Source organism: Streptomyces sp. DF42, from assembly GCF_058267695.1.
Genome location: NZ_CM177859.1, coordinates 458,816 through 481,356, shown reverse-complemented (window position 1 = coordinate 481,356; position 22,541 = coordinate 458,816). Strand labels below are relative to the sequence as shown.

The 22,541-nt window shown below is 71.2% G+C and carries 23 protein-coding genes and 1 pseudogene; 17 read left to right on the top strand and 7 right to left on the bottom strand.

What is annotated here, in order from left to right; genetic code table 11:
- Positions 1 to 42: 42 nt before the first annotated feature.
- The 3 genes from ACYUED_RS02315 to ACYUED_RS02305 all read left to right on the top strand — a co-directional run bounded on the left by ACYUED_RS02315 (position 43) and on the right by ACYUED_RS02305 (position 2,946).
- A complete protein-coding gene (locus tag ACYUED_RS02315) occupies positions 43 to 1,191 on the top strand; it encodes an LLM class flavin-dependent oxidoreductase (RefSeq protein ID WP_491290650.1) in 1,149 nt (382 codons plus the stop codon).
- A gap of 87 nt (positions 1,192 to 1,278) precedes the next feature.
- On the top strand, positions 1,279 to 1,716 hold the full coding sequence (locus tag ACYUED_RS02310) for a peptidoglycan-binding protein (RefSeq protein ID WP_491290649.1): 438 nt from the start codon (positions 1,279 to 1,281) through the stop codon (positions 1,714 to 1,716).
- Between the two features lie 27 nt (positions 1,717 to 1,743).
- Positions 1,744 to 2,946 carry a hypothetical protein gene (locus ACYUED_RS02305; protein WP_491290648.1) on the top strand — a complete coding sequence of 401 codons (1,203 nt, stop codon included), beginning with the start codon at positions 1,744 to 1,746 and terminating at the stop codon, positions 2,944 to 2,946.
- Between the two features lie 17 nt (positions 2,947 to 2,963).
- Here the strand turns inward: ACYUED_RS02305 and ACYUED_RS02300 are convergent, their stop codons facing one another.
- Positions 2,964 to 3,995 (bottom strand): acyl-CoA dehydrogenase family protein, encoded by a 1,032-nt coding sequence (locus ACYUED_RS02300; RefSeq protein WP_491290647.1) that lies wholly within the window; start codon positions 3,993 to 3,995, stop codon positions 2,964 to 2,966.
- A 98-nt stretch (positions 3,996 to 4,093) separates the two neighbouring features.
- On the opposite strand from ACYUED_RS02300, the gene ACYUED_RS02295 reads away from it, so the two are divergent.
- The 3 genes and pseudogenes from ACYUED_RS02295 to ACYUED_RS02285 all read left to right on the top strand — a co-directional run.
- The gene (locus ACYUED_RS02295) at positions 4,094 to 4,450 is read left to right on the top strand and encodes a YciI family protein (protein ID WP_491290646.1); all 357 of its coding nucleotides are present in this window, start codon (positions 4,094 to 4,096) and stop codon (positions 4,448 to 4,450) included.
- Positions 4,450 to 5,646 (top strand): RNA polymerase sigma factor, encoded by a 1,197-nt coding sequence (locus ACYUED_RS02290; protein WP_491290645.1) that lies wholly within the window; start codon positions 4,450 to 4,452, stop codon positions 5,644 to 5,646. Before ACYUED_RS02295 ends, ACYUED_RS02290 begins: the two co-directional genes overlap by 1 nt.
- A gap of 20 nt (positions 5,647 to 5,666) precedes the next feature.
- Positions 5,667 to 6,620, top strand: a pseudogene (locus ACYUED_RS02285) (aldehyde dehydrogenase family protein); the annotation flags it as partial.
- 461 nt (positions 6,621 to 7,081) lie between these two features.
- Here ACYUED_RS02285 and ACYUED_RS02280 read toward each other — a convergent pair.
- Positions 7,082 to 7,300 carry a hypothetical protein gene (locus ACYUED_RS02280; protein ID WP_491290644.1) on the bottom strand — a complete coding sequence of 73 codons (219 nt, stop codon included), beginning with the start codon at positions 7,298 to 7,300 and terminating at the stop codon, positions 7,082 to 7,084.
- A gap of 317 nt (positions 7,301 to 7,617) precedes the next feature.
- Here ACYUED_RS02280 and ACYUED_RS02275 point away from each other — a divergent pair, with 317 nt between their 5' ends.
- The 4 genes from ACYUED_RS02275 to ACYUED_RS02260 all read left to right on the top strand — a co-directional run bounded on the left by ACYUED_RS02275 (position 7,618) and on the right by ACYUED_RS02260 (position 12,074).
- Positions 7,618 to 8,328, top strand: coding sequence for a chitinase (locus ACYUED_RS02275; RefSeq protein ID WP_491290643.1), 711 nt, complete (start codon positions 7,618 to 7,620; stop codon positions 8,326 to 8,328).
- A gap of 66 nt (positions 8,329 to 8,394) precedes the next feature.
- Positions 8,395 to 9,759, top strand: a complete 1,365-nt coding sequence (locus ACYUED_RS02270) for a phosphoinositide-specific phospholipase C-related protein (RefSeq protein WP_491294805.1) — start codon at positions 8,395 to 8,397, stop codon at positions 9,757 to 9,759.
- A 62-nt stretch (positions 9,760 to 9,821) separates the two neighbouring features.
- The gene (locus ACYUED_RS02265) at positions 9,822 to 10,727 is read left to right on the top strand and encodes an aldo/keto reductase (protein ID WP_491290642.1); all 906 of its coding nucleotides are present in this window, start codon (positions 9,822 to 9,824) and stop codon (positions 10,725 to 10,727) included.
- Between the two features lie 321 nt (positions 10,728 to 11,048).
- Entirely contained in the window at positions 11,049 to 12,074 is a 1,026-nt protein-coding gene (locus ACYUED_RS02260; protein ID WP_491290641.1) for an alcohol dehydrogenase catalytic domain-containing protein, read from the top strand.
- Positions 12,075 to 12,197: 123 nt separating this feature from the next.
- On the opposite strand, the gene ACYUED_RS02255 is transcribed toward ACYUED_RS02260, so the two are convergent.
- The gene (locus ACYUED_RS02255) at positions 12,198 to 12,656 is read right to left on the bottom strand and encodes a pyridoxamine 5'-phosphate oxidase family protein (protein WP_491290640.1); all 459 of its coding nucleotides are present in this window, start codon (positions 12,654 to 12,656) and stop codon (positions 12,198 to 12,200) included.
- Between the two features lie 149 nt (positions 12,657 to 12,805).
- Between ACYUED_RS02255 and ACYUED_RS02250 the strand changes: the two genes are divergently transcribed.
- Complete coding sequence (locus ACYUED_RS02250; protein ID WP_491290639.1) at positions 12,806 to 13,198, top strand: VOC family protein; 393 nt, start codon at positions 12,806 to 12,808, stop codon at positions 13,196 to 13,198.
- A gap of 47 nt (positions 13,199 to 13,245) precedes the next feature.
- On the top strand, positions 13,246 to 14,325 hold the full coding sequence (locus ACYUED_RS02245; RefSeq protein WP_491290638.1) for an adenosine deaminase: 1,080 nt from the start codon (positions 13,246 to 13,248) through the stop codon (positions 14,323 to 14,325).
- On the opposite strand, the gene ACYUED_RS02240 is transcribed toward ACYUED_RS02245, so the two are convergent.
- Both ACYUED_RS02240 and ACYUED_RS02235 read right to left on the bottom strand, forming a co-directional pair.
- On the bottom strand, positions 14,307 to 14,822 hold the full coding sequence (locus tag ACYUED_RS02240; protein ID WP_491290637.1) for a mycothiol transferase: 516 nt from the start codon (positions 14,820 to 14,822) through the stop codon (positions 14,307 to 14,309). The two genes, ACYUED_RS02245 and ACYUED_RS02240, sit on opposite strands and share 19 nt — an antisense overlap.
- A gap of 17 nt (positions 14,823 to 14,839) precedes the next feature.
- Complete coding sequence (locus ACYUED_RS02235; protein WP_491290636.1) at positions 14,840 to 15,733, bottom strand: LysR family transcriptional regulator; 894 nt, start codon at positions 15,731 to 15,733, stop codon at positions 14,840 to 14,842.
- A gap of 136 nt (positions 15,734 to 15,869) precedes the next feature.
- Between ACYUED_RS02235 and mgrA the strand changes: the two genes are divergently transcribed.
- Positions 15,870 to 16,862, top strand: coding sequence for an L-glyceraldehyde 3-phosphate reductase (mgrA, locus tag ACYUED_RS02230; RefSeq protein ID WP_491290635.1), 993 nt, complete (start codon positions 15,870 to 15,872; stop codon positions 16,860 to 16,862).
- 166 nt (positions 16,863 to 17,028) lie between these two features.
- On the opposite strand, the gene ACYUED_RS02225 is transcribed toward mgrA, so the two are convergent.
- Together ACYUED_RS02225 and ACYUED_RS02220 are read right to left on the bottom strand one after the other, a co-directional pair.
- Positions 17,029 to 17,316, bottom strand: coding sequence for a DUF1905 domain-containing protein (locus tag ACYUED_RS02225; RefSeq protein ID WP_491290634.1), 288 nt, complete (start codon positions 17,314 to 17,316; stop codon positions 17,029 to 17,031).
- Between the two features lie 71 nt (positions 17,317 to 17,387).
- Complete coding sequence (locus ACYUED_RS02220) at positions 17,388 to 17,774, bottom strand: nuclear transport factor 2 family protein (RefSeq protein WP_491290633.1); 387 nt, start codon at positions 17,772 to 17,774, stop codon at positions 17,388 to 17,390.
- Positions 17,775 to 18,095: 321 nt separating this feature from the next.
- Between ACYUED_RS02220 and ACYUED_RS02215 the strand changes: the two genes are divergently transcribed.
- Genes ACYUED_RS02215 through ACYUED_RS02200 form a run of 4 tightly spaced genes read left to right on the top strand, consistent with a single transcriptional unit; the run spans position 18,096 to position 22,447 of the window.
- A complete protein-coding gene (locus tag ACYUED_RS02215; RefSeq protein ID WP_491290632.1) occupies positions 18,096 to 18,506 on the top strand; it encodes a hypothetical protein in 411 nt (136 codons plus the stop codon).
- A gap of 59 nt (positions 18,507 to 18,565) precedes the next feature.
- Positions 18,566 to 20,914, top strand: a complete 2,349-nt coding sequence (locus ACYUED_RS02210) for an ABC transporter ATP-binding protein/permease (RefSeq protein WP_491290631.1) — start codon at positions 18,566 to 18,568, stop codon at positions 20,912 to 20,914.
- A gap of 8 nt (positions 20,915 to 20,922) precedes the next feature.
- On the top strand, positions 20,923 to 21,468 hold the full coding sequence (locus tag ACYUED_RS02205; RefSeq protein ID WP_491290630.1) for a hypothetical protein: 546 nt from the start codon (positions 20,923 to 20,925) through the stop codon (positions 21,466 to 21,468).
- Entirely contained in the window at positions 21,458 to 22,447 is a 990-nt protein-coding gene (locus ACYUED_RS02200) for a serine/threonine-protein kinase (protein ID WP_491290629.1), read from the top strand. The genes ACYUED_RS02205 and ACYUED_RS02200 overlap by 11 nt, the downstream gene beginning before the upstream one ends.
- Positions 22,448 to 22,541 lie beyond the last annotated feature (94 nt).

Sequence of the window (22,541 nt, the reverse complement as noted above, 5' to 3'; positions counted from 1 at the left end):
CACGGCGCGACACGAAGCGACACCTCTGATCGGAGACCCCACGTGTCCCTCACCTTCCACTGGTTCCTCCCCACCAACGGCGACAGCCGCCATGTCGTCGGCGGCGGCCACGGCACCCCCGCCACCGGCTCCGGACGGGACCGGCCGCCCACGGTGGCCTACCTCAGTCAGATCGCCCGTGCCGCCGAGGACCTGGGCTTCGCCGGCGCGCTCACCCCGACCGGCGCCTGGTGCGAGGACGCGTGGCTGACCACCGCGATGGTCAGCCAGCACACCGAACGCCTGAAGTTCCTGGTCGCCTTCCGCCCCGGCTTCGTCTCGCCGACGCTCGCCGCCCAGATGGCGTCCACCTTCCAGCGCCAGTCCGGCGGACGACTCCTCCTCAACGTCGTCACGGGCGGCGAGAGCCACGAGCAGCGGGCTTACGGCGACTTCCTCGACAAGGACGCCCGTTACCGTCGTACCGGCGAATTCCTGCAGATTGTCAGGGGGTTGTGGGAGGGCAAGACCGTCGATCTGCACGGCGAGCACCTCCAGGTCGAGGACGCCAAGCTGGCCCGGGTGCCCGACCCGGTCCCCGAGGTGTACTTCGGCGGGTCTTCGCCCATCGCCGGAGAGGTGGCCGCCAGGTACGTCGACGTCTACCTCACCTGGGGCGAGCCGCCCGCGCAGGTCGCCGAGAAGATCGCCTGGATCCGGGGCCTCGCGGCCAAGGAAGGGCGCACCATGCGCTTCGGCATCCGCCTGCACGTCATCACCCGCGACACCTCCGAGCAGGCGTGGGCGGAGGCGCACCGGCTCCTCGACGGGTTCGACCCGAAGACGGTGCAGTCCGTCCAGGCGGGGCTCGCCCGCAGCGAGTCCGAGGGACAGCAGCGGATGCTCGCCCTGCACGGCGGCGGCGGCAACCGCGACGGCCTGGAGATCCACCCCAACCTCTGGGCCGGCATCGGCCTGGTGCGCGGCGGCGCCGGCACCGCCCTGGTCGGCAGCCACGACGAGGTCGCCGAGCGGATCAACGAGTACCACGCCCTCGGCATAGACGAGTTCGTCCTCTCCGGCTACCCGCACCTGGAGGAGGCGTACTGGTTCGGCGAGGGCGTTCTGCCGCGGCTTGCCGGGCAGGGGTTGTGGCGGCATCCCTTCCGTACGGCGGCCGCCCCCACGGCCCAGGTGCCTTTCGCCAGCTGAATGAAAATTCAACTGGTCGTGATTCAACGGTTCTCCGGGCGTTTTTCTCGTGTCGAATTCTTGTCGGTCCGTCATTAGCATGGACGTATGAACAGCACACCGGAGTTCTACGTGGTACGGGAGGGTGACACACTCTCCAAAATCGCGGCCAAGTTCCATGTGACCCTGGCCCAGATCGAGAAGTGGAACCCCCAGATCAAGAATCCGAACGTCATTCACGTGGGCCAGCAGGTCCGTGTGACGGCGCCGAGTCATCAGCCGGTCAGCGATGACGAGCCCTTCCCGGGCAAGGACTTCTTCCAGCCGTCCGTGAGCAGCCCGATCATCGAGGTCATGGGCTGGCGGCTCATCGAGGAGGGCTGCTCGGCGTATCCCGACGACGAGCCCGACTTCCAGTGGAGCGCGGAGGACCGGGAATCCTACGCCAAATGGCAGCGCAAACTCGGATTCGGCGGCGGCGACGCCGACGGAATGCCGGGGCGGCAGTCGTGGGAGCGACTCCATGTGCCCGCTCTGACCCGCTAGCCTGCCGGAGCGTCAGGAGAGCCCGCCATGGCCACTTCCGTGGCGGCCCGGGGAAGTCCCCGGGCCCGTACGCGCCGACGGCTCGAGTCCGGGCTGCGCCCACGGCCGCCGCGGTCGCCTTGGCGGGCCCGGGCCAAAACCCGACTCGCCTATCTTGAGGTACAGCTGAACCGGGAGGAGGCCAAACCGCCCTCCGCCGACCGCAAGGCCCTGCTCCAGGGAATGGAAAGCCACCTCGACAAAGCTCGCTCGGCGGCGGATGAGACCTTCGGATGGCGGCGGTTGTGGTCGGGGTCGACCGCCCAGGAAGGCGTCTGGTCGAATCTGCGCAGCGCCGACGTGCTGCTGCTCCAGCTGGTGTCCGACCGGGAGGCCGCGGGCCGCGCCAGCGAGGTCATGGCGCTGGTCAAGCGCCATCTCGGCAAGGACGACCCGCAGCGTGTCAGACTCGCCCAGCGGATCCGTCCCATCGTCTCGGGCGAGATGGCGCCGACCGACCGGGAACTGATGGTCCGGGCGCTGGACAGCGCGTACACCACCCTCGACGCCGAACTGGCCCGGGTCCGGAGCCTGCGCAACATCCTCTGGACCGCCACCGTCGTCGTCCTCCTCGGGGTCGCGGGCCTCGCCGTGTACGGCTGGTTCTACCCCAAGTCGCTCAGTCTGTGCTTCGCGCCCAAGCTCGGCCCTGACAGCGGGAAAGGCATCGACATCGTCTGCCCGAGCAAAGACTTCCACGGTATGCCGGCAGGCACCGTTCCCAGCAGTCTCGCCGAACCGAGGGACATCCTCACGGTCGAGGTGGCCGGGCTGGCCGGCGCGGCCTTCACGGTCATCGCCTCACTGCGCCACATCAGGGGCACCAGCGCGCCCTACATGCTGCCTCTGGCGTCGGCGGTGCTGAAGTTCCCCACCGGCGCCCTGTCCGCCTTCCTCGGGGTGCTGTTGATCAGGGGCGCCTTCGTCCCCGGTCTCAGCGACCTGGACAGCCGGGCGCAGGTCCTCGCCTGGGCCGCCGTCTTCGGCGCCGCGCAGCAACTGGTGACGCGCCTGGTCGACGACCGCGCACAGATGACGCTGTCGGAGGTGGGCAAACCCACCGACTCGGTGGTCGACCCGGAGAACGCCGCCGTCATGGAGGCTGCCGGGGACGGCGGCGGTGAGCGGACCGAAAGGAGTCAGGACCCGGAGGCACCGGTGGAGGAACCCGCTCGGCCGCGCCCGCGGTGAAGGGTGGCCGGCCCGCCTCACCTGGTCAGCGAGTCGAGGTGGGCCGTCCTCGATTCCTGCGTCTGCCCCTGGACCAGCAGGAACAGCCCCTCCCGTGCCAGGCGTTGGGCTCTGTGCGTCAGCAGCATCGATCGGCCGCCGCCGCTCACCACCGCGGCAGTGGTGGCCGCCTGCATCACCTCGTAGGCCCGCGTCCTGAGCGCGAGGCGTTCGGCGACGTGCTCGTGTGGTGGCGCGCCGTCGGCCAGGGCGTAGGCCTGCCGGCGCACCTCGGCCAGGCGGGCGCGCAGAGGAGCCGCCCTCTCGTCGTCCAGGAGGGACAGGGCCGCCCGTGCGATGCCGAGGACCGCCGGGCCGGCGTTCAGTGTCTTGAGCCGGTCCGTCGTGGACCAGCGGTCGCGCGGGGTGCGCAGTGCCACGGACTCCTCGGGCAGCCTCAGGCCGTCCAGCTCCAGCGAGACCGTTTGCGCGGCCGTGAGTGCCGCCAGCCGCATCGGCTCCGAGGCCCGCAGGCCCGGCCGTTCGCGGGCGTCGGTGAACGCGAACACGATCTCGTCGGAGTCGGTCACGCCCGCGAGCAGCATCACGTCGTTGAGACCCCAGCCCGTGAACCAGGGCACCGTTCCGTCGAAGCGCCACCCGTCCCGCTCGGCACTCGCCCGCACCGGTACCCGGGGGAAGGCCAGGACGTGCGCGAAGGCGATGCCCGCCAGCAGCTCACCGGTCGCCAGCGGACGCAACAGCCGCTCCCGCACCGGGAGCTCGGCCCGGGCGAGCATCCGTACCGGCGTACGGTGCTGGGTCTGCACGAACCACGTCGAGCAGCACGCCCCGGCCAGGATCTCCGCGACCTCCCGCGCCACCGCGTCGGGGGCGCCCGCACCGCCGTACCCCGGGGGTGCGCTCACCCCCAGCAGCCCCGACCGCCTGACGGCCTCGACATGGCTCTCGGGTACGCCCTCCTGGTCGGTCCGCGCCGCGTTCGGGGCGAGGAGGTCGTCCGCGAGGGACCGGGCGGTGGAGACGAGCGGGTGCGATGCGGCGGTCATGAGAGAAATTCTCCCGATCTCGTCGTGCGCGGTGTCGATCCGGGGGCGCGCCGTTCGTGTAGGAGGTGAGAGAAGGACACGACGCCAAGGAGGACGTCATGCAGTACTACCTGCTCAGCGTGATCACGCCGGCCGAGGGAACGCCGCCCGGGCCGGAGGCCATGGCGGAGATCGTCCGCAACCTCGACACCTTCCACGCGGAACTGCGCGAGGCCGGCGCCTGGGTCTTCGCCGGCGGGCTGCACGGCCCCGAGACGGCCACCGTGCTGCGGCCCAAGGACGGCGACGTCCTGATCACCGACGGCCCGTACGCCGAAGGCAAGGAGTACCTGGGCGGCATCTGCCTGATCAAGGCCCCCGACCTGGACGCGGCCCTGGAATGGGGCAGGAAGGCGACCTGGGCCACCACCCTGCCCATCGAGGTCCGCCCGTTCATGCACCAGGCCGAGGACTGATGCCTCACCCCCTCGACGTCGAGGCCGTGTTCCGTGCGGAGTACGGCCGCGCCGTCGCCGTCCTCGTCCGCTTCCTCGGTGACATCGACCTTGCCGAGGAAGCGGTGCAGGACGCCTTCACCACGGCCGTGCAGCGCTGGCCGGAGACCGGAGTGCCGCCGAGCCCGGCCGGCTGGATCATCACCACCGCACGCAACCGGGCGATCGACCGGCTGCGCCGCGAGTCCTCCCGCGAGGCACGCCACTCCGAGGCCGCCCTGCTGCACACCCCCGACGCACCGGCCGAGGAGGGCCCCGTGCGCGACGACCGGCTCCGTCTGATCTTCACCTGCTGCCACCCCGCGCTCGCCCCCCAGGCGCAGGTCGCCCTGACCCTGCGCCTGCTCGGCGGCCTCACCACGCCCCAGATCGCCCGCGCCTTCCTGGTGCCCGAGCCGACGATGGCCCAGCGCGTCGTCCGTGCCAAGGCCAAGATCCGCGACGCCCGGATCCCGTACCGGGTGCCCCGCGACGCCGACCTCCCGGACCGGCTGAAGGGTGTCCTGGCCGTCGTCTACCTGATCTTCAACGAGGGCTACGCAGGCACCCCCGACCTGTGCGCCGAGGCCGTACGCCTCGGCCGTCTGCTGTCCGAGCTGATGCCGGACGAGCCCGAGGTCACCGGCCTGCTCGCGCTGATGCTCCTCGTCGACTCGCGCCGCCCCGCCCGCCTGGACGACCACGGCGAACTGGTACCGCTGCCGGAACAGGATCGCGCCCGCTGGGATCCCGGGCTGATCGCCGAGGGACAGTCGCTGGTCCGCCGCTGTCTGCGTCGGGGCCGGCCGGGGCCGTACCAGATCCAGGCCGCCATCCAGGCCGTCCACAGTGACGCGCCCACCGCGGCCGCCACCGACTGGGGGCAGATCCGGCAGCTGTACGACCAGCTCATGGCCGTCGCCCCGAGCCCGGTCGTCGCCCTCAACCGAGCAGTCGCCGTGGCCGAGACCGAAGGGCCCCGGCAGGCCCTCGACCTCGTCGACGCACTGGACCTCGACGGCTACCACGTCTTCCACGCCGTCCGTGCCGATCTGCTGCGCCGCCTGGGCCGCGGCACCGAGGCGGTACGGGCGTACGAGGCGGCCGTCGAACGCACGGAGAACCCGGCCGAGCGAGCCTTCCTGGAACGGCGCCGACAGGAGCTCGTCCGTTCGTGACGCCGAGGGCGGAAAGCGGTGCCCAGCTCCTGCTCGCCCCGGTCGTGGGAGCTTTCGCCGCGGGCAACGCCGTGGTCGCCAAGCCCAGCGAACTGGCACCCGCCACCTCGGCCGCGATCGCCCGCCTGCTGCCCGCGTACCTCGACACCGACGCGGTCGCCGTCGTCGAGGGCGGCATCCCCGAGACCACGGCCCTGCTCGCCGAGCGCTTCGACCACATCTTCTACACGGGCAACGGCACCGTCGGCCGCATCGTCATGCGCGCCGCCGCCGAGCACCTCACCCCGGTCACCCTCGAACTCGGCGGAAAGTCCCCGGTGTTCGTCGACCGGGACACCGACCTCGACGTCGTCGCGGACCGGCTGGCCCGCGGCAAGTTCCTCAACGCCGGCCAGACCTGTGTCGCCCCCGACTACGTCCTCACCGGCCCGGCCACCGCCGCCGCCCTGGAGCCCGCACTCGCCCACGCCGTCGAGGCCCTGTACGGCACCGACCCGCAGGCCTCCGGCGAGTACGGCCGCATCGTCAACGAGCGCCACTTCGACCGGCTCTCCGGTCTGCTCGGCTCCGGCCGCGTCGTCGTCGGCGGCGGCAGTGACCGTACGGCGAAGTACATCGCGCCGACCGTGCTGGCCGACGTCGACCCCGAGGCGCCCGTCATGCGGGAGGAGATCTTCGGCCCGATCCTGCCCGTGGTCACCGTGCCCGGCCTGGACGAGGCGATCGACTTCATCAACGACCGCGACAAGCCTCTCGCCCTGTACGTGTTCTCCGAGTCCGCCGACACACGCGGCCGGATCGCCGCCGAGACGTCTTCCGGCGGCCTCGGACACGGCCTGCCGCTGGCCCATCTCACCGTCTCCGACCTGCCGTTCGGCGGTGTGGGGGAGAGCGGCATGGGCAGCTACCACGGCCACTACTCGATCGAGACGTTCAGCCACCGCAAGGCGGTCCTGGAGAAGCCGCTGAGCTGAGGCCGCCGAGTCGAGTCCCTCGAAACGGATGGGCTGCATCCGGTGTGGAGCACGCCCGGCCGTCGACAGGGCCGGGCGTTCTCGGTGTTCCGGCCCGCCCCCGGATTGACTTGCTGCTTGTACAAGTGCTGCCCGATGCGCATTCGCGAACGCACGCCTTGGGTGCGCTCGCGGACCCGGTACGCCCACGGATCCTGGAGGCCGCATCCGGACGCCTTGGCCACCGGGCCGGCCGCGGCAGGCTTGAGCGCCGGCTCCGCGGTCACCGACGACACTGCTCGGACGAGGGCCGACGGTTCATGACATCCGGCAGCGAGGCCTGGTTCGCGGCGAACGTCTCCGGCGGGGAGGACGAGAAGACGGCACGCGAGTCGGCGGACCGGACCACGGCGGCGTACACCGGAGCCTGAGCCGACCGGCCCCGGATACACGGCTGCACAGTGCCGTCGTGTGCGGCGGGGTCACTCGGCGGTCCAGACCGGCGGCCCGCCGCCGCGCCACTCGATCAGTCCGGACTGCCGCACCCACTCGTCGTCGACGTCCTCCAGGCCCGCGAGGCGCAGGAACTCGACGATGTCCAGCAGTCCGTACGCCATCCCCAGGAAGTGGTCGTCCACACGTACGCGACGGCCGCCGTCCGCGGCAGGCGGGTAGATCACGATGGGCTGTGTGCTGGCCATGGGACCAGCGTGCGGCCTGGGGCGCCTGCTCGCATGCGGGGCGCCGGTGCCCGCACGAGTACCACGGTCGAGGTGCCGGTGCCGGCTCAAGTACCGCTGTCGGCCCGCCGGCGCTGCGGGTCCTTTCCCCGGGCCGGCGTCGGCAGTCCGGCGGGTTTCCTCGCCCTCCTCGGTGCAACTTGGCGATCGGGAACAGTGATTGACTGGTCTACACCCTTGACTGGTACAGACCAAAGCGGTTGAGTGTGCCTCCACAACCCCCCACCACGGCCGTACCCCTTGCCGGGTGCGGCCGTGCTCCGTAAAGGAGTTGATCCGTGTTGAGGCGCCGCATCGCCGCAGTCCTGTCCTCGCTCGCCCTCGGGGGCGCCGTCCTGGCGCTCCAGCCGGCCCCCACGGCTTCCGCCGCCGGCTTCGTGGTGAGTGAGTCGCAGTTCAACCAGATGTTCCCGGGCCGGAATTCGTTCTACACGTACAGCGGTCTGACCGCCGCGCTCGCTGCCTACCCCGGCTTCGCCGCCACCGGCAGCGACACCGTCAGGAAGCAGGAGGCGGCCGCCTTCCTGGCGAACGTCAGCCACGAGACCGGCGGCCTGGTCCACGTCGTCGAACAGAACACCGCCAACTATCCCCACTACTGCGACGCGAGCCGGCCCTACGGCTGCCCGGCCGGCCAGGCCGCCTACTACGGACGCGGCCCCATCCAGCTGTCCTGGAACTTCAACTACAAGGCCGCCGGCGACGCCCTCGGCATCGACCTGCTCAACAACCCGTACCTGGTCCAGAACGACGCGTCCGTGGCCTGGAAGACCGGCCTGTGGTACTGGAACACCCAGTCCGGGCCCGGCACCATGACCCCGCACAACGCCATGGTCACCAGCGCCGGCTTCGGCCAGACCATCCGCTCCATCAACGGCTCCCTGGAATGCGACGGCAAGAACCCCGCCCAGGTCCAAAGCCGCGTCGACGCCTACCAGCGCATCACCGGCATCCTCGGCGTGACTCCCGGCGCCAGCCTCTACTGCTGACGCAGGCCCCCGCGTCATGGTGTCATGCACCTGACCATCGACCCGACTCGGACGAAGGGCATCACCATGCGCACCCCCCACGCCCTGCTCGCCACGACCGCGGCGCTCGCCGCCACGGTCGTGGCACCCCCGGCCCACGCGACCGCCGCGGTCCCGACGGCGGGTACCTACTACCTCCAGAGCGCCACGACCGGGCTGGACGCCGCCGACAGCGCGGGAGGCGTCGAACAACACAGACCCAAGGGCGACGAGGACCACCAGCAGTGGAGACTGGCGCCGAACGGTTCCTCGTACGTCCTGGAAAGCACCGACACGGCGGGCAGCTGCCTCGGCCGCTCCGGCGACCAGGCCCGCACCCCCGCCTGCACCAGCAGCGACGCCGCCTGGGAGATCACTCCGTCCGGCCCCGACCAGTACGCACTGAAGGCCCCGGGCGCCGAGCGGTATCTCACCGTCGCCGCCAAGCCCTCCGGCGGCAACTACCCCGCCCAGCTGACGATCGGCACGTCCGGCGGTCTCGCCGCCTGGTACCTCACGCCCGTCACCCCGACGACCGCCCCCATGCCGCCCCAGGACCAACGCACCCTGGACCAGGTCACGTTCCTCACCGCGCACAACGCCTACGCCAACGGGGTCGACGGCGGTTTCGCCCCGCCCTTCGTCAACTTCTTCCCCAACCAGGCACGCGGCATCGACCGCCAACTCACCGACGGCGTCCGGGGTTTCATGCTGGACATCCACCAGACCCCGGACGGCGCGATCCTCTGCCACGACAGCTGCACCCTGGTCAGCAGGCCGGTCGCCCTGTGGGTCGACCTCCAGCGCATGGTCGACTTCCTGAAGGCGCACCCCGACCAGTTCGTCACCGTGTTCCTGGAGGACTACGTCGACCCCGGCGTCCTCAGGTCCGAACTCGCCCGCGTCAACGGCCTGTCCGACGTCCTCTACCGACCCGACCGCACCGGCGTCCGGCAGAACGGGTGGCCGAAGCTGTCCGACCTGATCGCCGCCGACCAGCGGCTGCTGATCTTCACCGATCACAGCCGCTCCGCCGACGAGCAGGCGGGCCTCACCCGGGACAGCTTCGGCGTGATGTACCAGCCCGAATGGACCGTGGAGAACTACTGGTCCATGGGCTCGGGTGTCGGCTCCTCCGACTGGTCCTGCTACAGCCGCTGGTACGCCGCGGACACCAACGTCCCCCTGACCCGCACGGAGTCCGGCTTCCGCCCGCTCTTCGTCATGAACCACTTCCGTGACGCGGCCGTCGCCGCCACCGCGACGACCGACAACACCAAACTCACCGACCGGGCCCGGCGGTTCTGCCAGCCGGCCGCGCGCAAGAAGCCCAACTTCCTGGCCGTGGACCGCTACGACCTCGGCGACCCGGCCGCCGCCGTGAACACCCTGAACACCTACACGTATCCTTAGATACATACAGGTATCCGTAAAGTGCCCGCGGCCGGGTGCGACACATGTGCGAGACTCCGCCGATGACCTCCGAAACGATCACCGCGGACGCCGCGGGCACCTGGAGAATCGCCGACCTCACCGTCAGCCGCATAGGCTTCGGGGCCATGCGGCTGACGGGTACCGCCGCCTTCCACCTCGGCACCCCGACGAACCGGGAACGCTCGATTGCGGTGCTGCACAGGGCGATCGAACTCGGCGTCAACCACATCGACACGGCTGCCTTCTACTTCTCGCAGCTGCGCTCGGCGAACGAGATCATCAACAGCGCCCTGGCCCCGTACCCGGACGACCTCGTCATCGCCACCAAGGTCGGCCCCTACCGCGACTACTTCGGCGAGTGGGGCACCTCCGCCCGCCCCGACCAACTGCGCGGCCACGTCGAGGAGAACCTGCGTCAGCTCGGCCGGGACCACCTCGACCTGGTCTATCTGCGCCGCATGGGGCAGGAGTCCGTCGCCGAGCACTTCGGCGCCCTGGCCGAACTGCGCGAGGCGGGCCTGATCCGGCACCTGGGCCTCTCCGACGTCGAGCCCCACCACCTCGCCGAGGCGCAGGCGATCGCACCGGTGTCGTCCGTCGAGAACCGCTTCGGCCTGGACTCCCACAACCCCGCCACGGACGAACTCCTGCGTGTCTGCGGCGAACAGGGCATCGCCTTCGTGCCGTTCTACGCCGTCGCGGGCAAGCAGGGACCGCAGGCCGCCGCCGACCGTCACGACGAAGAGGTGCTCGCGGTCGCCCGCGCCCACGACGCGACCCCCACCCAGGTCCGGATCGCCTGGACCCTCCACCAGGGGCCGCACGTCCTCGCCATTCCCGGCACCAGCAACCCCGACCATCTTGCCGAGAACGTCGCGGCGGGCGCGCTGCGGCTGACGGACGAGGAACTGCGACGGCTCGACGCCCTGCACCACGCGGCGGGCTGACGCCACCGGGCGGCCGCCCCGCCCCCGTGAAGAGCGCAGCGGTGTCGATCCGCGGTATCCGGCGGTCGATCTCGGCGACGATGCCGGCGGAGGTGCTGTCGCCCTGTTCGCTCGGTGTGAGACCTTCCGTCGGCTTCCACGGAGTAGGAGAAGCCATAGGTGTGCGCACCGCCCGGCCGTCCCGCCGCCGACCGGTCCACCGTCGGCTCTCCGAGCGGTCCACGGCCGGGCGGCCACGCCTTCGCCCAGCCGTTCGGCGCGCGCGACAGAACCACAGCTGGTGTGCTGGTTCAAAGCATTCCGCACTTTCGGGAGAGGCAGATGAGCACCTACCGAGTCGCCCAGGTCGCCGCCGCCGAAGAGCCCTTCCAGATCGTCGAACGTGAAGTGCCGAGGCCGGGACCCGGCCATGTGCGGATCGCCGTGGAGGCGTGCGGGATCTGCCACAGCGACATCATTTTCGTGAACGCCGTGGTGCCCGGGGTCCGCTTCCCGGTGGTGCCCGGGCACGAGAGCGCCGGGCGGATCGAGGAACTCGGCGACGGAGCGGGGGACATGGGCTGGGAGGTGGGAGACCGGGTGGCCGTCGGCTGGTTCGGCGGCAGCTGCGGCCACTGCGGGCCCTGCCGGCGGGGCGACTTCATCGTCTGCGACAACCTGAAGGTGCCCGGGTGGGCCTACGACGGCGGTTTCGCCGAGTCGATGATCGCGCCGGTCGACGCACTGGCACGCATTCCCGACGCCCTCTCGGCGACCGACGCGGGACCCATGGCATGCGCGGGCGTCACCGTGTTCAACGGGCTGCGGCGCAGTTCCGCGCTCCCCGGTGACCTGGTCGGAGTGCTCGGCCTGGGCGGACTCGGTCACCTGGGCGTGCAGTACGCGGTCGCGATGGGCTTCGAGACCGTGGCGATCGCCCGCGGGGCCGACAAGGCGGACTTCGCCAAGCAGCTCGGCGCCCACCACTACGTCGACAGCACCGCGGACACCCCCGTCGCGGAGGCGCTGCGATCCCTCGGCGGTGCCAGGGTCGTCCTTGCCACGGCCAGCAACTCGGCCGCCATCACGGCCGCCGTCGAGGGGCTGTCGCCCCGGGGCGAGCTGGTCGTCATCGGGGCCGATGCGCAACCCCTGGGGATCAACCCCAACCAGCTGCTGATGAGCGGCAAAGTCATCCGTGGTCACCCCTCCGGTACCGCCCAGGACGTGCAGGACACCATGGGGTTCAGCGCCCTGCACGCCATCCGCCCGATGGTCGAGACCGTGCCCCTGGAGCAGGCCGACGCGGCCTACCAGAGGATGCTCTCCGGCGGCGCCCGCTTCCGGATGGTGCTCACCAACCGCTGACAGGGTTTCCGACCACTCCCGCTGCCACGCCCACGGCGAGGGCCACGGTCGCGGCCATGGCGAAGGCGGCCGCGTCACGACGAGCGGCACCGCCTCAGGCCGGTCACGACGCGTGCGGCCGCCTCAGGCCACCCACGCGCCCTCCCTCATAAGGTGCCGCTTGGGCAGCTCGCGTTGCTCGTGCCAGGCCTGGACCGCGTACGGCCGCACGCGAAAGAAGGCGTACGAAGCGCTGTCCTGCCGCGGGTCCCAGCCCGTCTTGGCGAGGAACGCCTCGGCCGCGGCGCCCGGCACCTCCCGCAGGGTGCAGGTCTCGACATGCCCGTCGATGAGCACCACGTCCCGGGTGTCCCCGAACGCCAGCCGGGCCCGGCGGCCGTCCCGCAGATTGCGGCCGGTCGGATTCGTCGTGCGGGTCGCCAGCCACACGGACTCGGCGTGCCACACGAACCAGAGCGGGACCAGGCACGGCAGCCCATCGGCGTCCGCCGAGGCCACCCAGATGTCGATCTCCTTCTCCAGCCGGCGCAGAACGTCCTGCCTGCGCTCGCGGGGGTCGCGCGGCGGCGTATCGATCTTCATGACCGGGACGCTAGCCGTCGGCGCCGGCGCGCGCCTCGGTCCCGGGTCCGGCCTCGGCTCGTACCCGGGTCCTAGGCCCGGAGGTGACTGGCGTCAGGCGCGTTTTACGTATAACCTCTCCCGTCAATCACCCCTTCCGGAAGGCACCGATGAGACGCGTCGCCCTGGTCACCCTCGTCGTCGACGACTATGACGAGGCGATCCGCTTCTACACCGAGGCCCTCGGATTCCGGCTCGTCGAGGACGCGCCCCGCCCGGACGGCTCACGCTGGGTCGTCGTCGAGCCCGGCGCCGACGGGCAGGGCACCGGCCTGCTGCTCGCCCGGGCCAAGGACGAGGCGCAGCGCGGCCGGATCGGGGACCAGACCGGCGGGCGCGTCGGGTTCTTCCTGCATACCGACGACTTCGCCCGCGACCACGCCCGCATGCTCGCCGCCGGTGTGACCTTCCTGGAGGAGCCCCGGCATGAGCCGTACGGCTCGGTCGCCGTCTTCCAGGACCTGTACGGCAACCGCTGGGACCTGCTCCAGCCCGCGGACTGACCGCCGCCCTCCGCCACCCCGATCGCCCCGCCCAGGAAAGACGCACCATGACCGCTACGCGCGTAGACGCCGCCACACTCCGCCGGCTGCCCAAGGCCGTCCTGCACGACCACCTCGACGGCGGCCTGCGCCCCGCCACCGTGGTGGAGCTCGCGGACGCGGTCGGCCACACCCTGCCCACCACCGACCCGGACGAACTCGCCGCCTGGTACTTCGAGGCCGCCAACTCCGGCGATCTGGTGCGCTACATCGCCACCTTCGAGCACACGCTCGCCGTCATGCAGACCCGCGAGGGCCTGCTGCGCACGGCCGAGGAGTACGTGCTCGACCTGGCCGCGGACGGCGTGGTGTACGGCGAGGTGCGCTACGCCCCCGAGCTGAACACCAACGGCGGGCTGACCCTGCCCGAGGTCGTGGAGACCGTCCAGGAAGGGCTCGCGGCGGGCATGGTGAAGGCGGCCGCGGCCGGCACCCCGGTCCGGGTCGGCACCCTGCTGTGCGGCATGCGGATGTTCGACCGTGTGCGCGAGGCCGCCGATCTCGCCGTCGCCTTCCGGGACGCCGGTGTCATCGGCTTCGACATCGCCGGCGCCGAGGACGGCTTCCCGCCCGCCGACCACCTCGACGCCTTCGAGTACCTGCGCCGCGAGAGCGTCCCGTTCACCATCCACGCAGGTGAGGCCCACGGACTGCCCAGCATCCACCAGGCGCTCCAGGTGTGCGGTGCCCAGCGCATCGGCCACGGCGTGCGCATCACCGAGGACATCCCCGACCTCGCGGCCGGCAAGCTCGGCCGGCTCGCGGGCTGGATCCGGGATCGCCGGATCGCCCTGGAGATGTGCCCGACGTCCAACCTCCAGACGGGCGCCGCGAGGTCGATCGCCGAGCACCCGATCACGGCCCTGAAGGACCTCGGCTTCCGCGTCACCCTCAACACCGACAACCGTCTGGTGTCCGGCACGACGATGACCCACGAGATGTCCCTGCTGGTGGAGCAGGCGGACTGGACGGTCGAGGACCTGCGCACGGTGACGGTGAACGCACTCAAGAGCGCGTTCATTCCGCTCGACGAGCGCAGGGCCCTCATCGAGGACGTCGTCCTGCCGGGCTATGAAGCGGCCCTCTGAATCAACCCCCGTACATAGGCGGCCTGTCCGGCGTGCTGGAGATCGTCGGACAGGACACTGATCAGCCGCACACCCAGGGTGACCGGCGGATCCCAGCGTTCGTCGACGACGCGCTCAAGGTCCCCGGCGGCCACCTCGCGCAGGACGCCGAGGCTCTGCTCGTGGACGGCGTCGTAATAGCCGGTCAGCAGGTCGCCGGAGTCGACCCGTACCTTCGCGACCTGCGCGGAGCTGTGCCCGTAACCGGTGTCGCGGCGTGGCAGATCGAGCCCGAAGCGCTTCTCCCAGTCCTGCGTGAGCCACACCTGGTCGCGCCCGAGGGCGCCGGCGACGTGGTCGTCCTGGACGCGGGTGAGGTGCCAGACCAGCCAGGCCACGGAGTTGGCGTCGTCGGAGGGGCGGGCGTTGAGGGCGTCCGCGCCCAGGCCTTCGACGGCGGCGTGGACCTCTTCCTGGATGCGGTTGAACGCGTCGATGAGGATGTCCTTGGCATGCATGCATCCACCATCGCGCATCACATCCCGTCCTGCGTCCCCTGTTCGAGAAGCGCCATCAGGGCCCGGGCCGCCGGACTGGTCGCCTGCAGGGGCGGAAGCAGCGCCACGGTCTCGTAGACCGTCTCGCCCGTGCCCTTCACCGGCAGGGCGGTCAGCGTCTCGCGCTTGTGCCGGAAGTGCCGGGGCACGACGGCGATGCCGAGGTTCTCGTCCACCAGGTCCAGCAGGCTGTGCACGTCGTTGACCTCCAGCGCGACCGTGCGCCGTACGCCCGCTGCGGCGAAGGCCGCGTCGGTCGTGCGGCGCGGCCCCCAGTCCGGGTGGAAGTCCACGAACACCTCGCCGCCCAGGTCGTCCGGCGTGACCGCCGCACCGCCGGTGGCCAGACGGTGGGTCGGGTGGCACAGCACGGTCATCGGTTCGGCCGTCAGCGACACCGAGCGCAGCTGGTCGGTGTCGGCCTGGGTCCGGTAGGCGAAGGCCAGGTCCAGACGCCCGGCCGCGACCTCCTCCGCCAGCGCGCCGGAGCCCGCCTGTCGAAGCCGTATCTCCACGTCCGGGTGGCACCGCCGGAACGCGGCGAGCAGCCCCGCCACATGCACTCCCGCGATGCACTGCTCGGTGCCCAGCGCGAGCGTGCCGCGCAGCACGCCCTGCACGGCCGCGACCGCCTCGTGCGCTGACCGCACCTGGGCCAGGATCCGCTCCGCCTCGCCCTGCAGCGCGCGCCCGGCCTCCGTGAGGGTCACGCGGCGGGTCGTGCGCACGAACAGAGGGGTCTGCAGCTCCCGCTCCAGCGCCCGGATCGAGGCCGACAGGCCCGACTGGGACACCATCAGCCGTTCCGCCGCCCGGGTGAAGTGCTGGTCCTCGGCGACGGCGACGAAGTGCTGGAGATGGCGCAGTTCCATGATTGAGAAGACTATCCGCTGAGTTCCATCGGATTCTCCTGTTGGACCACTGCCCGCAGGTCGCGAAAGAGTGGGTACTGGTTTCCCATACGTCCCAGGAACCGGACATTCGTGTGCCAACCCCTCTGGAGTCGCGTTGTACACCGCACACCCCGACCGCTACGCGGACATGCCCTACCGGCGCACCGGACGCAGCGGCCTGAAGCTTCCCGCGATCTCGCTCGGCCTGTGGCACAACTTCGGCCCCGACCGCCCCGTCGAGACCCAGCGGGCCATCCTGCGCCGCGCCTTCGACCTCGGCGTCACCCACTTCGACCTGGCCAACAACTACGGCCCGCCGCCCGGCGCCGCCGAGTCCGCACTCGGCGAGGCGCTGAAGGCGGACTTCGCGGATCACCGCGACGAGCTGGTGATCTCCACGAAGGCCGGCTACCTGATGTGGCCCGGGCCGTACGGTGAGTGGGGCTCCCGCAAGTACCTGCTGTCCTCACTGGACCAGAGCCTGAAGCGGATGGGCCTGGACTACGTCGACATCTTCTACTCGCACCGGCCGGACCCGGAGACTCCCCTTGAGGAGACGATGGGTGCCCTGCACTCGGCGGTCCAGCAGGGCAAGGCGCTCTACGTCGGCATCTCCAACTACTCGGCGGAGCAGACCCGAGAGGCCGCCCGCATCCTCGACGAGCTGGGCACCCCGCTGCTCATCCATCAGCCCCGCTACTCGATGCTGGACCGCCGCCCCGAGGACGGGGGCCTGCTGGACGCCCTCGACGAGCTGCAGGTCGGCTCGATCGTCTTCTCGCCGCTGGAGCAGGGTCTGCTCTCCTCCCGGTACCTCGACGGCATCCCGGAGGGCTCGCGAGCGGCGAGCGACAGCCCCTTCCTGAACTCGGACGCGGTCACCGAGGACCTGGTGGGCCGGCTGCGCGCACTGGACGAGATCGCCAAGGGCCGTGGCCAGACCCTGGCCCAGCTGGCCCTGGCCTGGGTGCTGCGCGGCGGCCGGGTGACCTCCGCGCTGGTCGGTGCGAGCAGCCCGCAGCAGATCGAGGACAGCGTCGCGGCCACTCGCAACCTGGACTTCGATGCCGACGAACTGGCCCGCATCGACGCGATCGTCACGCGGTAGGGCGCTCGCTGCTCTCCCGGAGGCGGGCAGCCGCCTCCGGGCCGGCGGGGCGGGAAGTGCGCCGGGCGTCTGCACAGCCTCGTACCGCGGTGGACGCCGCCGAGACCGGCCGACGGCTGTCGGAGCCGCGCCCCGGCGCTGCCGGGACGCCACTTTCGCAACGGCCCTATGAGCTGAGCCGTTGCTCCAGGCGCACGGTGACCGTGTCGCCCTCGCCCTTCCCGATGGCCTTGCGGATGTCGGCCTTCACCGGCAGCTTGTGCGTGCCGTCCCCCAGCGCCATGAACGAGCTGCGGAAAGGGTGTCCGTCGATCGTGCCGCGGACCTTGACGAGTCCCCGGGTGCCGAAGAACTCGACGCTCCTCGGCCAGACGAGATAGGTCCAGCCGCCCTCGTTCGCGCTCTTCCGCAGGACGGCGGTGAACTCCTCGTCCAGCTTGGCGGTCGTGGTCATGGTGGCTCCTTCGCTCGCGGTGGCCGGGCACTTCAGGAGACCACCGCGAGCGCGGAAACTCATCGCGGAACTCAGGCCCCTGCGGGCACCCGGTCCAGAAATCCGAGCACGGACCGGATCCGGCCGTCCGCCTCCAACGTGATCACGTCGAAGCCGGCGACGGGCGCGGCGCCTCCCCCGGCCTCGCTGACCAGTTCCCAGGAGAAGCGCGCCGTGTCGTGGTGGCCGTCCACGGCGCCGGTCTGCCGGAAGGCGAACCCCGGGAACTGCTCACGCGCCGCCGCGATCAGGGCAGCGATCTTCTCGTGCCCGCCGACGTCGGCGAGCGGGTCGGTGTAACTGCCGTCCGGCGTCCAGGCGGCGGCCACCGCCTTGGCCAGCTCCTCGGGCTCGTTCGCGTTCCAGGCCTCGAAGTAACGGGCGACGGCGTTTTCGTAACGGTCGGTGTTCGCGGACATGGCGATCAGCCTCCATCGAGGTGGTCATTGCTGGTCAGGTCCCGGATTCGCGCTCCGGCGACTCGGTACGCCAACCATGCCCGCAGCGTCGCGCACCGTCGATTACCCCTCGGGTAATGGCGGCACTCGCCGGAATTCGGCCAACTGCCCTGGGGAATATGCCAGGAGACTGGCCGGAAAGTCATGGTGACAGTGTTTCAGTAGTGAACATACTCAACACTGTGGAACTTCACGGCTAGCGAAGACGCCGTCACGCACAGCACATGAGCCGCATCGAAAGTGAGGACAGCCGACAGGCGAGCGAGCAGCGGGGGAGAGAACGTGCACGACGAGTTCTTATGCCATGTCACGGCGTACGGCGCCTGCGGAGGCGAGCGCATAGGGGTGCCTTTAGGCACGTATCGGGCCCCGACCCTCGCCCTCGCCCTGTGGTGGCTGCGCGATCGCGCGAACTGGATCGCCGATCGCCTCGATCCGCAACCGGAGGCGGAGCACTTCCCGGCGAGTTCGCTCGTGCCGGTCGCCCACACCGTGCCCGACGTTCCGGCCGTACTGCGCGCCTGGTGCACCAGTGACGACCAACAGGAACTCGTGGCCTACGAGTTGGCCGCCGGGCGCCTGGTGCGCATGGTGACCAGTGACGACACCACCGAGTACGAGCTGCTCGCCGAATCCGTCGACGCCCTGCGAATGCAGCGGACCGTCCCGGGGCTCTTCATGCCCGTCGGCTGACCGGCGGCTGCGCCCGCCGTATCAGGCGCACATGTGGACGAATCGGTAGAATCCTGGTCATGACAGAGCGGCCGGTCGCACCGTCCGCGCCCGAACTTGTCGTGGAGACCGAGGCGGGCTCCACGGTGATGAGTCCGGGCCGCGACTACCACGTCGGACGCGACCCGTTGAGCGACATCGTCATCGACGATGCGAGGGTCTCGTGGCACCACGCGGTGCTGCGGCCCGACGCCGATCACTGGACCCTCGAGGACGAGAACAGCACCAACGGCACCTTCACCGACGGCCGCCGCGTCCGCGCGTGGGGCGTGGGTCCCGGCAGCGTGATCCACTTCGGCAACCCGTCCGACGGCCCGCGCGCCATCCTGACCCGCGCTGCGGCACCGGCCCCCGAGCGCCCCTCGGCGGCTGCCGCGGTGTCGATGCCGGGCCTGACCGGCACCTTCCGGCGGCCCACCAGCGTACGGCCGCTGCCCGCCCGCACCGTCCGCATCGGCCGGGCCGCGGAGAACGACCTGGTCATCGACGACCTGGTCGTCTCACGCCGGCACGCCGAACTGCGCGCCCTGCCCGAGGGGGCGTACGAGATCGCCGACCTGGGCAGCCACAACGGCACGTTCCTCAACGGCTCGCCCGTCACCGTCGCCCCGATCGGTCCCGGCGACATCGTCGGCATCGGCCACTCGGCGTTCTGCCTGGTCGGCGACCAGCTGCAGGAGTACGTCGACACCGGCGAGGTCTCCCTGGACGTCCAGGACCTCACGGTCGCCGTCGACCGCGGCCGCAAGACCCTCCTCGACCACGTGTCCTTCCCGGTGGGGCAGAAGTGCCTGCTCGCGGTCGTGGGCCCGAGCGGCGCCGGCAAGTCCACGCTCCTGAACGCCCTGACCGGCCAGCGGCCCGCCGACCACGGCACCGTCCTCTACGACGGCCGCGACCTCTACCGCGAGTACGCCGAGCTGCGCCAGCGCATCGGCCTGGTCCCGCAGGACGACATCCTGCACGCCCAGCTGACCGTCCGCAGCGCCCTGTCCTATGCCGCCGAGCTGCGCTTCCCGCAGGACACCGCGAAGGCCGAGCGCCGGGCCCGGGTCGACGAGGTCATCCGCGAACTGGGCCTGGAACAACGCGCCGGCCAACCGGTGCACAGCCTGTCAGGCGGGCAGCGCAAGCGGGTCAGCGTGGCCCTGGAACTGCTGACCAAGCCGTCGCTGCTCTTCCTCGACGAGCCGACCTCGGGTCTGGACCCCGGTATGGACCGCTCGGTGATGCACATGCTGCGCGGCCTTGCCGACGATGGCCGGACCGTCATCGTCGTCACCCACAGCGTGCTGAGCCTGGACGTCTGCGACCGGCTCCTCGTGCTCGCGCCCGGCGGCAGGATCGCCTACTACGGCCCGCCCGAGGACGCCCTCGCGTTCTTCGGCTTCGAGCAGTGGCCGGAGGCCTTCGAGTCCTTCGAACGGGACCACGACCGAGACTGGGCGGGCGACTTCCGCGTCTCGCCCTTCCACCGCCACTACGTCAGCGAGGCGACGGCCCAGCCCCGCGTGTCCCGCTCGGGCCCGGTCGTCATCACCGCGCCGCCCCGGCCGCGCAGCCGGGGCGCCCAACTCGGCACCCTGGTGCGCCGCTACGCCGCCGCGCTCGGCGCCGACCGCACCTTCCTCGCCATCATGATCGCCCTGCCCTTCGTGATGGGTGCCATGGCCCGCGCGCTGGCTGGCAGCAGACTGACGCAGTCCACGGCCATGAACGCGCTGCTCATCCTCTGCGTCGGCGGGGTCCTCACCGGCGCGGCGAACGCCGTGCGCGAACTCGTCAAGGAACGCACCATCTACCAGCGCGAGCGGGCCGTCGGCCTGTCCAGATCGGCGTACCTGATGTCGAAGGTCGTCGTGCTGGGCACGATCACCGTGCTGCAGGCCGTGGTGCTGAGCCTGGTGGCCCTCCTCGGCGTCGACCTCAACGCGCCCGGCGGCGAAGGCGTGTTGATGCCGCCCCTTGTCGAAATCACCGTCGCGGTCGCCCTGCTGGCGTTCACCGCGATGATGCTCGGCCTGCTGGTGTCCGCGCTGGTGCGCAAGGAGGAGGTGACGATGCCGCTGCTGGTGCTGCTGGCCATCGTCCAAGTCGTCTTCTGCGGCGCCCTGTTGAAGCTCGACGGCGTGCCGGGTCTGGAGCAGCTGTCCTGGCTGGTGCCCTCGCGGTGGGCGCTCGGCGCGATGGCAGGCACGGTCGGGCTGGCGCGGATCGTGCCGGGCGACCTGACCGGCGATCCGCTGTTCAGGCACTCGGCCGGGGTGTGGCTGCTGAACATCGCCATGCTGGTGGTGCTGTCGGCGGTCTTCGGCTTCGCGGTGTCCCGGCTGCTGCGCCGGCACGAGCCCGCCGTGATGCGGAAGTAGGAGCCGCGATGACCACCCCCGGCTTCCGGCCCACCCACGTCGTCCCCCAGCACGGCATGCCCGCCTGGGAGACCCCCGATCCGGCACGGCCCGCCGTGCCCTTGGACCCGCTCCTGCCGGTCCAGCTCGTCGAGCGGCGCGGCGACTGGGGGCACGTCCTGTGCGCCAACGGCTGGTCCGCGTGGGTCGACGGCCGCTTCCTGGTCGCCGTACCGCAGGACCCGCCCGCCACCGGCGGCCCCCAGGCCCGCACCGCCGACCCCCGGCCCCTGCTCGCCGGCACGGAACAGGCCCTGGCCCGCTACCGGGCCGCCGTCGAGGAACTGGCACGCGGCAGTCTCGACGGCGAGTCCTTCCGCGCCCGTACGCAGGGACTGCGCGTCGGCCTCGTCGTCGACGGCGAGTCCGTCTGGCTCTACGACACCGACCGCAGCCAGTGGGTGTACGGCGACGGGACCCGCCTGAGCACCTACGCCACCGACGACGAACCCCGCGTCGCGGCCGCGGACCCCGGCCACGCCCCCACTCAGGTCGTGACACCCGATGGCCCGTGACACGAGCCTCTTCTCGGGCCGCCCCTCCGAACTGCTCGGCAGACAGGTCGCCGGCTACCGCATCGAGCGCGAGATCGGCCGCGGCGGCATGGCCGTCGTCTACCGCGCCCGCGACCTGCGCCTGGACCGGACGGTCGCGCTGAAGCTGCTGGCCCCGGAACTCGCCCGCAACGACACCTTCCGTCTGCGCTTCACCCACGAGTCCCGGGCGGCCGCGGCGATCGACCACCCGCACATCGTGCCGGTCTTCGAGGCGGGCGAGACGGACGGTCTGCTGTACATCGCCATGCGCTACGTCGAGGGCAGCGACCTGCGTCATCTCCTCGACCGGCGGGGCCCGCTCGCGCCCGCGGCCGCCCTGCGCATCGCCGCGCAGATCGCCTCCGCGCTCGACGCGGCCCACGAGCACGGGCTGGTCCACCGGGACGTGAAACCCGGCAACATCCTGGTCGCCCGCGGCACCGACAGCGACCACCCCGAGCACGCCTACCTCACCGACTTCGGCCTGACGAAGAAGTCGCTGTCCCTGACCGGCTTCACCAGCGTCGGCCAGTTCGTCGGCACCCTCGACTACGTGGCTCCGGAGCAGATCTCGGGCCGGCCCGTCGACGGACGCTGTGACGTCTACGGTTTCGCCTGTGTCGTGTACGAGTGCCTGGCGGGCCGTCCGCCCTTCCTGCGCGAGGACGACATGGCGCTGCTGTGGGCCCACCAGTACGACGAGCCGCCCCGGCTGACGGAGTCCCGCCCCGACCTCGCCCCTCAGGCCGACGCCGTGTTCACCCAGGCGCTGGCCAAGAGCCCGGACGACCGCCACGACTCCTGCCTGGCGTTCGTCGCCGCCCTGCGCACCGCCGTGACCGGAACGCCGGGCACAGGCCATCCGCCGACGGAGGTCGACCTGCGGGTGGCCCGCGCGGGCGAGGGCCGACCCGAACCGCCACCGCACTGGGCGGAACCGGTCTTCCGGAGTCGCTAGTGCCGCGTCAGTCCAGGTTTGCCCGTCAAGGAGCGGCGTCGTGGGGGAGCGTGCTCTGGGGGTCCCCCCGGCCGGAGACTGGGGGAGTGCCGGC